Origin of the sequence: Rhizobium sp. 768_B6_N1_8 (genome assembly GCF_051811225.1) — a bacterium.
Classification (GTDB): domain Bacteria; phylum Pseudomonadota; class Alphaproteobacteria; order Rhizobiales; family Rhizobiaceae; genus Rhizobium.
Genome location: NZ_JBPWPV010000001.1, coordinates 1,587,547 through 1,600,599, shown reverse-complemented (window position 1 = coordinate 1,600,599; position 13,053 = coordinate 1,587,547). Strand labels below are relative to the sequence as shown.

Annotated in this window: 10 protein-coding genes; 6 read left to right on the top strand and 4 right to left on the bottom strand. The window is 60.1% G+C overall.

Translation table 11 applies throughout. From position 1 onward, the window contains the following. The first annotated feature begins 266 nt into the window (after nt 1-266). The 3 genes from AB8B33_RS08175 to hspQ all read left to right on the top strand — a co-directional run bounded on the left by AB8B33_RS08175 (nt 267) and on the right by hspQ (nt 2,577). The gene (locus AB8B33_RS08175; protein ID WP_003539626.1) at nt 267-605 is read left to right on the top strand and encodes a P-II family nitrogen regulator; all 339 of its coding nucleotides are present in this window, start codon (nt 267-269) and stop codon (nt 603-605) included. Between the two features lie 78 nt (nt 606-683). Then, complete coding sequence (gene glnA / locus AB8B33_RS08170) at nt 684-2,093, top strand: type I glutamate--ammonia ligase (RefSeq protein WP_007811957.1); 1,410 nt, start codon at nt 684-686, stop codon at nt 2,091-2,093. A 154-nt stretch (nt 2,094-2,247) separates the two neighbouring features. Continuing rightward, complete coding sequence (gene hspQ / locus AB8B33_RS08165; protein WP_007811955.1) at nt 2,248-2,577, top strand: heat shock protein HspQ; 330 nt, start codon at nt 2,248-2,250, stop codon at nt 2,575-2,577. Between the two features lie 110 nt (nt 2,578-2,687). On the opposite strand, the gene AB8B33_RS08160 is transcribed toward hspQ, so the two are convergent. Further along, nucleotides 2,688-3,359 (bottom strand): invasion associated locus B family protein, encoded by a 672-nt coding sequence (locus AB8B33_RS08160; RefSeq protein ID WP_113319913.1) that lies wholly within the window; start codon nt 3,357-3,359, stop codon nt 2,688-2,690. Between the two features lie 284 nt (nt 3,360-3,643). Here AB8B33_RS08160 and AB8B33_RS08155 point away from each other — a divergent pair, with 284 nt between their 5' ends. Beyond that, on the top strand, nt 3,644-5,446 hold the full coding sequence (locus tag AB8B33_RS08155; protein ID WP_439014934.1) for an extracellular solute-binding protein: 1,803 nt from the start codon (nt 3,644-3,646) through the stop codon (nt 5,444-5,446). 126 nt (nt 5,447-5,572) lie between these two features. Next, nucleotides 5,573-6,244: a DsbA family oxidoreductase gene (locus AB8B33_RS08150; protein WP_439014933.1), complete on the top strand. Its 672-nt coding sequence runs from the start codon at nt 5,573-5,575 to the stop codon at nt 6,242-6,244. 65 nt (nt 6,245-6,309) lie between these two features. Here AB8B33_RS08150 and mfd read toward each other — a convergent pair whose 3' ends face one another. Together mfd and AB8B33_RS08140 are read right to left on the bottom strand one after the other, a co-directional pair. Further along, nucleotides 6,310-9,816, bottom strand: coding sequence for a transcription-repair coupling factor (mfd, locus tag AB8B33_RS08145; protein ID WP_439014932.1), 3,507 nt, complete (start codon nt 9,814-9,816; stop codon nt 6,310-6,312). Further along, complete coding sequence (locus tag AB8B33_RS08140; protein ID WP_007811944.1) at nt 9,813-10,115, bottom strand: succinate dehydrogenase assembly factor 2; 303 nt, start codon at nt 10,113-10,115, stop codon at nt 9,813-9,815. Before AB8B33_RS08140 ends, mfd begins: the two co-directional genes overlap by 4 nt. A gap of 95 nt (nt 10,116-10,210) precedes the next feature. Here AB8B33_RS08140 and recG point away from each other — a divergent pair, with 95 nt between their 5' ends. Further along, nucleotides 10,211-12,316, top strand: coding sequence for an ATP-dependent DNA helicase RecG (gene recG / locus AB8B33_RS08135; RefSeq protein WP_439014931.1), 2,106 nt, complete (start codon nt 10,211-10,213; stop codon nt 12,314-12,316). Here the strand turns inward: recG and AB8B33_RS08130 are convergent. Next, entirely contained in the window at nt 12,313-12,999 is a 687-nt protein-coding gene (locus AB8B33_RS08130; protein WP_113319907.1) for a DUF502 domain-containing protein, read from the bottom strand. The genes recG and AB8B33_RS08130 overlap by 4 nt on opposite strands. Between the last annotated feature and the right edge of the window lie 54 nt (nt 13,000-13,053).

The following is a 13,053-nucleotide window of genomic DNA, read 5'->3' as shown; positions in this document are numbered from 1 at the left end:
CTATTTTTCGACCCGTCCGCCGCGAGCCATAAGAATTTATGAGTCGAGGGATTTTTTCAATTTTCGCGTCATTTTTGATCGAAACGCACTATTGTTCACCTCGTTTTTCATCAAAACGACACGGAAACGCAGGCAAACAAGGTCGCACGCACAAAATTCCGCGATTTTTTGCGTCAGACGGATTTCAAACTGGCACGATATCTGCATCATATCCCGCGAGCGGGAAGGTTCCTGCTGTAACGGGAGAAGCGGAGAGACATTTTCTCATGAAAAAGATCGAAGCGATCATTAAGCCTTTCAAGCTGGACGAGGTGAAGGAAGCCCTTCAGGAAGTCGGTCTGCAGGGTATCACTGTCACGGAAGCGAAGGGCTTCGGTCGCCAGAAGGGCCATACCGAACTCTACCGCGGCGCAGAATATGTCGTCGATTTCCTGCCGAAGGTGAAGGTTGAGGTCGTGCTCGCAGATGAAAACGCGGAGGCCGTCATCGACGCGATCCGCAAGGCCGCGCAGACGGGGCGCATCGGCGACGGAAAGATTTTCGTTTCCAACGTCGAAGAGGTCATTCGCATCCGAACCGGTGAAACCGGTATCGATGCCATCTGACCGGCTTTGCCTTCGGCGAAGCTTGACCATCCTCATCGCACATAACGTAACATCATCACAAAACAGAGGAAGCATCTTATGGCGAGTGCAAGCGAAATCCTGAAGCAGATCAAGGACAACGATGTAAAGTTCGTCGACCTGCGCTTCACCGACCCCAAGGGCAAGCTGCAGCACGTTACGATGGACATAGCCTGCGTCGATGAAGACATGTTCGCTGACGGCGTCATGTTCGACGGTTCCTCGATCGGCGGCTGGAAGGCCATCAACGAGTCCGACATGGTGCTGATGCCCGACACGGACACGGTGCATATGGACCCGTTCTTCGCCCAATCGACCATGGTCATTGTCTGCGACATCCTCGACCCGGTTTCCGGCGAAGCCTATAACCGCGATCCGCGCGGCACCGCCAAGAAGGCCGAAGCCTATCTGAAAGCATCCGGCATCGGTGACACGATCTTCGTCGGCCCGGAAGCCGAATTCTTCGTCTTCGACGACGTGAAGTACAAGGCTGATCCGTATAATACCGGCTTCAAGCTCGACTCCACCGAACTGCCGTCGAACGACGACACCGACTATGAGACCGGCAACCTCGGCCACCGCCCACGCGTCAAGGGCGGCTACTTCCCGGTTCCGCCCGTCGACAGCGCCCAGGACATGCGTTCGGAAATGCTGACGGTTCTCTCCGAAATGGGCGTCGTCGTCGAAAAGCACCACCACGAAGTGGCTGCCGCCCAGCACGAGCTCGGCATTAAGTTCGACACGCTCGTTCGCAACGCCGACAAGATGCAGATCTACAAGTACGTCGTTCATCAGGTCGCCAATGCCTATGGCAAGACGGCAACCTTCATGCCGAAGCCGATCTTCGGCGATAACGGCTCTGGTATGCACGTGCACCAGTCGATCTGGAAGGGTGGCAAGCCGACCTTTGCCGGCGACGAATATGCAGGCCTTTCCGAAACCTGCCTCTACTATATCGGCGGCATCATCAAGCATGCCAAGGCGATCAACGCCTTCACCAACCCGTCGACGAACTCCTACAAGCGTCTCGTCCCGGGTTATGAAGCTCCGGTACTGCTCGCCTATTCCGCCCGCAACCGCTCGGCCTCCTGCCGCATTCCGTTCGGCTCCAACCCGAAGGCAAAGCGCGTCGAAGTCCGCTTCCCGGATCCGACTGCCAACCCCTACCTCGCCTTCGCTGCCATGCTGATGGCAGGCCTCGACGGCATCAAGAACAAGATCCATCCCGGCAAAGCCATGGACAAGGATCTTTACGACCTGCCGCCGAAGGAACTGAAGAAGATCCCGACCGTCTGCGGCTCTCTGCGCGAAGCGCTCGAAAGCCTCGACAAGGACCGCAAGTTCCTGACGGCCGGCGGCGTCTTTGATGACGACCAGATCGACGCGTTCATCGAACTGAAGATGGCCGAAGTGATGCGCTTCGAAATGACGCCGCATCCGGTCGAATACGACATGTACTACTCGGCATAAGACAAGACAGGAAGCCCCGGTTCGCCGGGGCTTTTTTCGACCCCGAGGTCATGAAAGCCGATGGGCAGACATGACGATCATGTGACGAAATCCCGTAAAAATCTTGATTTGCGGGGGACCGATCACCAAATCAGGTGAGAAAGGAAGTCGTACCATGAAAGAAAGAGTTGCAAAGTTCAGTATAGGCGAAGTGGTCCGGCACAAGGTTTTTCCGTTTCGCGGCGTCATCTTCGACGTTGATCCGGAGTTCGCGAATACGGAAGAGTGGTGGAATTCCATTCCCGCGGAAGTCCGCCCCAGCAAGGACCAGCCGTTCTACCATCTGCTCGCCGAAAACGACGACAGCGAATATGTCGCCTACGTCTCCGAGCAGAACCTGGTGAGCGACGAGAGCGACACACCGCTTCGCAATCCGCAGGTCGAACAGATCTTCGACCGCGGCCCGACAGGCCAGTTCAAACCCAAGATGAGCTTCGCCCATTAAAGTCGGATCACATAACCTCCATGACAAGGCCCCGCATGTCGGGGCCTTTCTTTTGGCAACAAAAAACCCGGCCTGAAGCCGGGCTTTTCGTCAATTCGTTAAAGTCCCGATTACTGGGCCTTTGCTGCCTTCTGGGCGTCTTCCAGCTTCTTGCGGGCTTCTTCAGCCTTCTTCTGCATGCTGTCCTGCAGGCTGCGCTGGCTTTCGGCGAGCTTCGATTCGGAAACCGGTTCACCGTCATAGGCGCCGGTGAAGCCTTCGAGCGAAACCTTGATCGGGTTCGCAGCACGGCGGAAGTTGATCGAGGTGAAGACCACGTCGCTGCCCTTCTTGAGGCTTGCGATCATGGCGTCCGTCAGCGGAATTTCAGCGGTGCACTTGTCCGGCAGGCAGACGGCGTAATCGAGCTTCTGGCCCTTGCCACCATCGATCTGCATGCTGATGCCCGGAGGGATCAGGCGTGCGGCCGGAACCGAAACCTGAAGGATCTTGCGGTTGATCTTGCCTGAAACCGAGATCAGGCCGACAGCCGTCACCAGCTGGCCGCCGTTGGCGAGAACCAGATTCTGAACAACGCAGATGTCGTTGTCTTCCTGCTTGCTGCAGGTCTTGTACCAGCCGAGGCGCGGTGCGCCGACGGCCTGTGCGGGAGCGTCAGCCGACGCTGCCGGAGCCTGGGCGGCTGCGTCCTGTGCGAAGGACGAGACCGGAGCCGAAGCACCGAAGATCACTGCCATAACGGACAGTGCTGCCCGCATTTTCTTTTCAGACTTGAACATCATAACGAATTCCGTCTCCTGATATCCGTTTCGGGGCTACGTTCGGCCGCCCCAACCACCGGGTCGTTCGGCACTCCACCTCTTAAAAAAATAAGGCAAATGCATGACCCCAAAACTTCGGGTCACGTGTTACATCGCAGCGTTGAAGATATCCAGCATTTCTTTGGCAATTTCGCGGGCATTTTGGCACATAGGTAAAGAAAGCGGCGGCTCCGGTTGGAATTGAGCGCTCCCATGCTACCCTTCCGGCGAATCGTGCCCGTCGCCACGCATCAAGGAATTTCAGAATGCTTCGGATCGTCCTCCTCGCCGCTTTCATGCTTACCTGCGGTGCCGCCACCGCGGAACCCGTGCATGGTATCGCCATGCATGGTTCGGCAGCGCTGCCTGCCGATTATAAGCACTTCCCTTACGTCAATCCCGACGTGAAGAAGGGCGGGAAGATCACCTACGGCGTGGTCGGCACTTTCGATAGTTTAAACCCCTTTATCCTGAAAAGCATGCGCACGACGGCGCGCGGCATGTGGGATCCGCAATTCGGCAACCTCATCTACGAATCCATGCTGCAGCGTTCGAGCGACGAGCCCTTCACGCTCTACGGCCTGCTGGCGGAAACGGTGGAATGGGATGAAGACCGCACCTTCATCCAGTTCAACCTCAATCCGAAAGCCAGGTGGTCGGACGGGCAGCCGGTCACGCCCGAAGACGTGATCTTTTCCTTCGAGCTCCTGCGCGACAAAGGGCGCGTGCCCTTCTCCAGCCGCCTCAATCTCGTTTCAAAAATGGAGAAGATTGGCGACCACAGCGTACGCTTCACCTTCAATGAGAAGGCAGACCGCGAGACGCCGATGATCTTCGGCCTGTTTCCCATCCTGCCAAAACACGCGATCGACCCCGATAGCTTCGACCGCAGCTCGCTCACGCCACCTGTTGGATCCGGTCCCTACAAGATCAAGAGCCTGAAGCCGGGCGAAAGCATCACCTATGAGCGCGACCCGAATTACTGGGGCAAGGACATTCCGGCCAAGGTCGGAATGGACAATTACGACCAGCTCACCGTGCAGTATTTCTTGCAGGATACGACGCTTTTCGAGGCCTTCAAGAAAGGCGACGTCGATATCTATCTGGAAGGCAATCCGGGGCATTGGGCCAATGCCTATGATTTCCCGGCCGCAACGTCGGGCGCGGTCGTGAAGGATGTGTTCAAGCCGAAACTGCCGAGCGGTATGCTCGGCTTCGTCTTCAATACGCGGCGGCCGGTCTTTAGCGATATCAAAGTGCGCGAGGGCCTGTCGCTGGTCTTCGATTTCGAATGGGCCAACAAGAATCTCTATTCCGGCGCTTACAAGCGCACGCAAAGCTTCTGGCAGAATTCCGATCTCTCGAGTTTCGGGGTACCGGCGGATGCACGTGAGCTGGCGCTGCTCGGACCGATCAAGGACCAGATCGACGCCGCCATTCTTGACGGCAGCTATAAGCTGCCGGTGACCGATGGCTCGGGACGCGACCGCAACGTGCTGAAGCAGGCCGTCGACCTCCTGAAACAGGGAGGCTACACGATCCAGGGCGGCAAGATGGCCGATCAGAGCGGCAAGCAGCTCGCCTTCGAGATCATGACCCAGAATGCTGACCAGGAGAAGCTCGCCGTCGCCTACCAGCGATCGCTGCAGACGATCGGTGTCGCCGCGTCGATCCGCACCGTCGACGATTCGCAGTATCAGAGCCGCACGAACAGCTTCGACTATGACATGATCATGAAGGCCTACACTTCATCGCTCTCACCCGGCAACGAGCAGCTCGGCCGCTGGTCGTCCGCTGCACGCACGCGTGAAGGGACGGACAGTTTCGCCGGGGCCGACGATCCCAATCTCGATACGCTGATCGATCATCTGCTGCGCTCGCGCTCGACAGAGGATTTTACGGCGTCCGTCCGCTCCTATGACCGGCTGCTGCTCTCCAACCACTATGTGCTACCCCTCTACCACATCGATCAGCAGTGGGTTGCGCGCAACAAGCGCATCGGTCACCCGGATGTGGTGCCGCTCTATGGCTATCAGTTGCAGACATGGTGGGATACGAGCGCGCAATAATCACATCATCAGGCGCGTCGTTCTATTTCCTTTCTCTTGCCTCGACCTTCCTCTAAAGATCGTCGAAAACATCTTCTATGCGATTGAGCCAACCGTCATTGAGGGATGGCAGAATAAGGAATCACAATGGAACGCATCACCATCGACGTTGTCTCTGATGTCGTCTGCCCCTGGTGCTATCTCGGCAAGGCGCGGCTGGAGTTGGCGATCGCCGAGGTGCAGGATGAAATCGGCGTCGATATCAACTGGCGCCCCTACCGCCTCAACCCGGACTATCCGCCCGAAGGTGTCGACCAGAAAAAGATGCTGGAGCAGAAACTCGGTGGCGCCGAACGCGTGGCTGAGGCGCACAGGATGCTGACCGGCTATGGCCGCGAAGTCGGCATCAAATTCAATTTCGAGGCCATCAAGATCGGGCCGAATACGCTCGATGCGCACCGCCTGATCCACTGGGCTGGTGTCGAGGACCGGCAGAAGCAGGAGGCAGTCGTCTCGGCGCTGTTCAAGGCCAATTTCGAGGAGGGCCGCAATGTCGGCGATCATGAGGTGCTGCTCGATATTGCCGAGAAGTCAGGTCTGCAGCGCTCGGTCATTGCCGCCCTGCTCGCTTCGGACGCCGATAGCAGCGTCATTCTCTCGGAAATCGACGCAGCGCAGCGCATGGGTGTCAACGGGGTGCCGTTCTTCATCTTCGACCAGCAATATGCCGTCAGCGGCGCACAGACACCTGATGTGCTGGCGGGCGCTCTCAGGGAAATTGCCGCAGCTAAGGCCGAAGCACGTGCCGGGATGAACTGACGCGCGTCAGGATCGACAAACTGAAAACGCAGTTGGAGGGCAGTCCGGTTTTCGTCGGGCTGCCCTTAGCTTTTCGCGAGTTCCGCAAGCTGCGTCATGATAACGGCTGCACCTTGCAGACGCTTTTCCGGAGTCGGCAGGTCGCGGGTCAGGAAGAGGCTGTGGTCAGGGCGGATCTTCGCCATCGCGCCCTGCTTGCCAATATAACCGACGAGATTGGCGGGGTTGGGGAATTCCTTGTTGCGGAACTGCACGACGACGCCCTTGGGGCCGGCATCGAGTTTCTCGACATTGGCCGAGCGGCAGAGCGACTTGATGTAGACGATCTTCAGCAGGTGCTGGACCTCCACCGGCATCGGGCCGAAGCGATCGATCATCTCGGCACCGAAGCCATCGATCTCCTTGAGATCGGTAAGTTCGCCGAGGCGGCGGTAGAGCGCCATCCGCAGGTGCAGGTCGGGTACGTAGCCTTCCGGGATCATCACGGTCGTGCCGACGGATATCTGCGGCGACCAGCCGGTATCCTGGATCTCGTCGACGCCCTTCACCTCGGCGACTGCCTCTTCCAGCATCTGCTGATACAGCTCGAAGCCGACTTCCTTGATGTGGCCGGACTGTTCCTCGCCGAGCAGGTTGCCCGCACCGCGTATATCGAGGTCGTGGCTTGCGAGCTGGAAGCCGGCGCCGAGTGTGTCCAGCGACTGCAGCACCTTGAGGCGGCGCTCGGCAGTTGCCGTCAGCACCTTGTTGACCGGCAGCGTGAAGAGCGCGAAGGCGCGCACCTTCGAACGGCCGACACGGCCGCGCAGCTGGTAGAGCTGCGCGAGGCCGAACATATCGGCGCGATGGACGATCAGCGTGTTCGCCGTCGGCACATCGAGGCCGGATTCGACGATGGTGGTCGAGAGCAGCACATCGTAACGGCCTTCATAGAAGGCATTCATGATGTCCTCCAGTTCGCCGGCCGGCATCTGGCCATGGGCGACAGCAACCTTCAGCTCCGGCACGTCGGACTGCAGGAAGGCGTGGACGTCTTCCAGATCGGCTAAGCGCGGGCAGACATAGAAGCTCTGACCGCCGCGATAGTGCTCGCGCATCAGCGTCTCGCGGATGACGAGGCTGTCGAAGGGCGAAATGAAGGTGCGCACCGCCATGCGGTCGACCGGCGGCGTGGTGATCAGCGAGAGTTCGCGCACCCCGGTCATGGCAAGCTGCAGCGTGCGCGGGATCGGCGTTGCCGAGAGCGTCAGCACATGCACGTCGCTCTTCAACTCCTTCAGGCGTTCCTTGTGCTTGACGCCGAAATGCTGCTCTTCGTCGATGATCAACAGGCCGAGATTGGCAAAGTTGATGCCGGCGCCGAGCAGCGCGTGGGTGCCGACGACGATGTCAGTCTTGCCGTCGGCGACTTCCTTCTTGGTGAGCGCCAGCTCCTTGGAGCCGACGAGGCGCGAGGCCTGCTGGATGCGGATCGGCAGACCACGGAAGCGCTCGGAGAAAGTCTTGAAATGCTGGCGGGAGAGCAGCGTCGTCGGCACGACGACGGCGACCTGCACGCCGTTCATGGCAGCGACGAAGGCGGCGCGCAGTGCGACCTCGGTCTTGCCGAAGCCGACGTCGCCGCAGACCAAGCGATCCATCGGGCGGCCGGCGCCGAGATCTCCGCGCACGGCTTCGATGGCGTTGTCCTGATCTTCCGTTTCGTCATAGGGGAAACGGGCGGCGAATTCGTCGTAGAGCCCTTCCGGCGTCGTCAGCACGGGCGCGTGGCGCGTCAGGCGCTCGGCGGCGATGCGGATCAGCGCATCGGCCATATCCAGCAGCCGCTTTTTCAGCTTGGCCTTGCGCATCTGCCATGCGCCACCGCCGAGCTTGTCGAGCTGTACTTCCGTGCCCTCACCGCCAAAGCGCGATAGAAGATCGATATTTTCGACCGGCAGGAAAAGCTTGGCATCATCTGCATATTGCAGCTCGAGGCAGGCATGCGGCGCACCGGCCGCCTCGATGGTGCGAAGGCCGACGAAACGGCCGATGCCGTGTTCGGCGTGGACGACGATCGATCCTTCATCAAGGCCGGCGACTTCGGAGATGAAGTCTGCCGCACGCTTCCTGCGGCGGGAGCGGCGCACCATACGGTCGCCGAGAATATCCTGCTCGCCGATGACGATGAGATCGCCGGTTTCGAAACCGGATTCGAGGCTGAATACAGCCGCTGCCGCCTCACCCTTTGCCAAGCCGCCGAGATCCTTCAGCGCGGTGATCGGCTTGACCCGCTCAAGGCCGTGTTCGTTCAGCACTTGCAGCAGACGCTCGAGCGACCCCTCGGTCCAGGCGGTGATGACGACCTTCGCGCCGCTGGCGCGCTTGTCGGCAATATGTTTGACAACGACGTCGAAGACGTTGACGCGCTCGGCATCGCCGCCGCCTTCGGCATTGGAGCGCGCCCATCGCGGCCCCTGGCGTGCATCGAGATTGACGACGCGGCGTGCTTCGCCCTCGTGTTCGTTGAAAGGCGACACTCTGATAGCGTTGATCGCATCGAGCGTGCGCGCGAAGGTCTTGCTGTCGAGATAGAGCTGACCGGGCGAGACCGGCTTATAGGGCGTGCCCTGCGCCATCTGGCCCTTGCCCGGCTGGCCGGAATTCAGGCGCGCATCGTAATAGTCGTAGACGAGCTTGGAACGCTCTTCGGCCGCCTCGCGAACCGTATGATCGGTGACGATGCGGAAGCCGGAGAGGTAATCGAACACCGTCTCCAGCTTCTCGTAGAACAGCGGAAGCCAGTGCTCCATGCCGGGATAGCGGCGACCTTCGGAGACGGCGAGGTAGAGCGCATCGTCGCGCGTAGCGGCACCGAAGGTGGAAAGGTAGTTCTTGCGGAAACGGCTGATCGTATCCGGCGTCAGCGTCACCTCGCTCATCGGGTTGAGATCGAGGGAGCGGACCTGCCCGATCGTGCGCTGGCTTGCCGGATCGAAGCTGCGGATCGATTCCAGCGTGTCGCCGAAGAAATCGAGGCGGACGGGCTCTTCCGACCCGGGCACGAAGACATCGAGGATGCCGCCGCGCACGGCATATTCGCCGACCTCGCGCACGGTCGCCACGCGCTCGAAGCCGTTGCGCTCCAGCCGGCCGGCAATATCCTCCATGCGCACCTGATTGCCTGGGCGCGCCGAGAAGGTCAGGCTTTCGATGATATCCTGCGGCGCCACCTTCTGCAGCATGGCATTGGCCGTCACCAGCACGATTGCCGCATGCGGCTTCTTGCGGTGGGCGATCAAGCCCGAGAGCGCGGCCAGACGGCGTGCCGAGGTATCGGCGCTTGGCGACACACGGTCATAGGGAAGACAGTCCCAGGCGGGCAGTGTCAGGACCGGAATATCGGGCGCGACGAAGCCCAGCATCTGCTCCAGATCAGTCATACGATGACCGTCCGACAGAACATAGGCAACGGGTTCGCCGTTGCGGGCGAGCTCGGCAAGCAGCAGCGGTTCCATGCCGGCAGGCACGTTGCCGATCGTCAGCGGCTCGGCGGCGGCTGCAAGCTTCTTGGCGTCAAAACCAGGGATCATTCAGGCATCCGGGGCGTGTCAAAATCGGGCTTATAGGCAGCGATGCGGGCAAACATGGGTGTCTTTAAATGCTCGGGCGTCGGCCAGGTTCCCATGATCCAGCGCACGAGGTCATTGTCCTCCTCGGCCATGATCGTCTCGAACTCGTCAAGCTCGGCTTCGCTCATGGTGGGGAGTTCGTTTTCAGCGAACTGGCCGAAGACAAGATCCATCTCTCTGATACCGCGGTGCCAGCAACGGAAAAGAATCCGGCGGCGGCGCGGGTCAAGACCGGCGCTCGTGAGCGTTACACCTGTCATGGCATTCACCTTCTTTGTTGATGCGCCTCTATAGACCCTCGAAAGCGGCTTGTCAGCCTTGCCAAGGCCCTATTGTTCATCGCATTTTGGCGCCCATGCGCCCCGCCATTCTCGATCCGCTGTTTTCTCCCGTTTCGGGCCTTCCTGGCGTCGGCCCGAAGATCTCGGAGCTCTTCGTCAAGCTGCTCGGACGAGAGACGCCTGACGATTGCCGGGTCATCGACCTCCTGTTCCATGCGCCCTATTCACTGATCGACCGACGCAACCAGCCGGGGATAGCCCGTGCGCCGCAGGGCGCTATCGTGACGATCACCGCCCGTGTGGACCGACATCAGGCGCCGCCACGCGGCAAGAGCAATATTCCCTACCGCGTCTTCCTGCACGATGAGACTGGCGAGCTTTCGCTCGTTTTCTTCCGCGGACAGGCGGCGTGGCTGGAAAAACAGCTGCCGATAGACGAGGAGGTAACCGTCAGTGGCAAGGTCGATTGGTTCAACGGCCGCGCCTCCATGGTCCACCCCGACTATATCGTCAAGGCGAGCGATGCCGAGAACCTGCCGCTGGTCGAGCCGATCTATCCGCTGACGGCGGGGCTTTCGCCGAAGACGCTACGCAAGATCATCGACGCGGCCCTACCCCGCATGCCGGAACTGCCGGAATGGATCGATCTTTCGCTGGCGCAGAAGCAAGGTCTGCCATCGATCCGCGACAGCTTTCATATGCTCCACGAGCCGCGGGATCCATCCGACATCGATCCGCAAGCCCCTGCCCGCCGGAGGCTTGCCTATGACGAGTTCCTGGCCGGTCAGCTGTCGCTGACGCTGGTGCGCCAGAGGCTGCGCAAAGTGGCCGGGCAACCCGTATATTCCACTGGAGAAATCAGCGATAAAATATTGCAAAACCTTCCCTTTTCGCCAACGCGCAGCCAGACAGAAGCAGTTGCCGACGTCCTGAAGGATATGGCCGGCACGGAGCGCATGCTGCGGCTGCTGCAAGGCGATGTCGGCTCCGGCAAGACGCTGGTCGCGTTGTTGTCGATGGCTGCCGTCATCGAGAGTGGCGGACAAGCCGTGCTGATGGCGCCGACGGAAATTCTCGCCCGCCAGCATCATGCGACGATCTCGAAATTTGCGGGTGCCGCCGGTCTTGGCGTCGAAGTGCTGACGGGCCGTACCAAGGGTCGCGAGCGCGAAGATATTCTCGAGCGTATTGCATCGGGCGAAGCGCAGATCGTCATCGGCACGCACGCTCTCTTCCAGGACAGCGTCAATTACAAGAACCTGATGCTGGCCGTCGTCGACGAGCAGCATCGTTTCGGCGTGCACCAGCGCCTGCGGCTAACGGCAAAGGGCATCTCGCCGCATATGTTGGTCATGACGGCAACGCCGATCCCACGCACGCTGGTGCTGGCAGCCTTCGGCGACATGGACGTCTCGAAGCTGACGGAGAAGCCGGCTGGCCGCAAGCCGATCCAGACGATCACCGTTCCGACCGAGCGGACCGGCGAGATCGTTGGCCGCCTGAAGAGCGCGCTGATGGAAGGCAAGAAGGCCTACTGGATCTGCCCGTTGGTCGAGGAATCCGAAGAGCTGGATCTGATGTCGGCGGAGGAGCGGCACGCGACGCTGGTCTCTGCGCTCGGTCCAGGCATTGGCCTCATTCACGGGCGCATGAGCGGACCAGAGAAGGATGCCGTGATGCTCGCCTTCAAGAGCGGCGAATTGCGGCTGCTGGTGGCGACCACCGTCGTCGAAGTCGGGGTCGACGTGCCGGATGCGACGATCATGGTGATCGAACATGCCGAGCGCTTCGGGCTGGCACAGCTCCACCAGCTTCGCGGGCGTGTCGGACGAGGCGACGAGGCCTCGACCTGCATCCTGCTCTATAAGGGGCCTCTCGGTGAAACGGGCCATGCGCGGCTCTCCATCATGCGCGAAACGGAAGACGGCTTCCGGATTGCGGAAGAGGATCTGAAGCTGCGCGGCGAAGGCGAAGTTCTCGGGACACGTCAGTCAGGTACGCCGGGCTTTCGTATCGCCAGTCTCGAGGCGCATGCCGACCTCCTGGAGATCGCCCGCAAGGACGCGGCCTATCTGATCGAGCGCGATCCGGAATTGACGAGCGAACGCGGCGAGGCAGTGCGCACCCTGCTCTATCTCTTCCGTCGAGACGAAGCGATCCGGTTTCTCAGAGCCGGTTAGTCGACCTTGGATATCGCTTTCGGCTTGGGACGGACGACCGGCAAATGTTCCGGGGCGACGAGGCCGCCTGAAATCAGGAATTTGGCGGCATCCTCCGGGTTCATGTCGAGCATAACGATCTTCTCGCGCGGCACGAAGACGAGGAAGCCCGCCGTCGGCACCGGTGTCGGCGGCAGGAAGACCGCGACCATATCCTCACCCATCGCATTGAACTTCGAGCCAATCTCGCCCTTGGCATCGGTGGCGATGAAAACGAGCGCCCAAAGGCCTGGGCCAGGATATTCGATCAGGCCGACCTTCTTGAAGGAATTCGACTGTTCCTTCAGCACCGTTTCGAAGATCTGCTTCACGCTTCTGTAGATAGTGCGCACCAGCGGCATGCGTTGAACGATAGATTCGCCGAAGCGGACGATGCTCTGACCGATGAGGTTCTTGCCGAGGAAGCCAACGATCGTGATGATAATCACCGCGGTCAACAGACCGAAGCCGGGAATGGCGAAATTTATGTAGCTTTCCGGATTCCAGCGCGCCGGGATATAGGGCCGCACCCAGCTGTCAGACCAGTGGATGAAGGTCCAGGTCAGCCAGATGGTGATCGCGATCGGTGCACAGATGATAAGGCCGGCGAGAAAATTATTCCTCAGCCGCATTGCGACCGGCACTCGGGGAGCCTTCTCGGTCATCTTTTCTGATGAACTCCGTTTCAGTCTTTAGACAGTCCGGTTCACCCGGCCTTC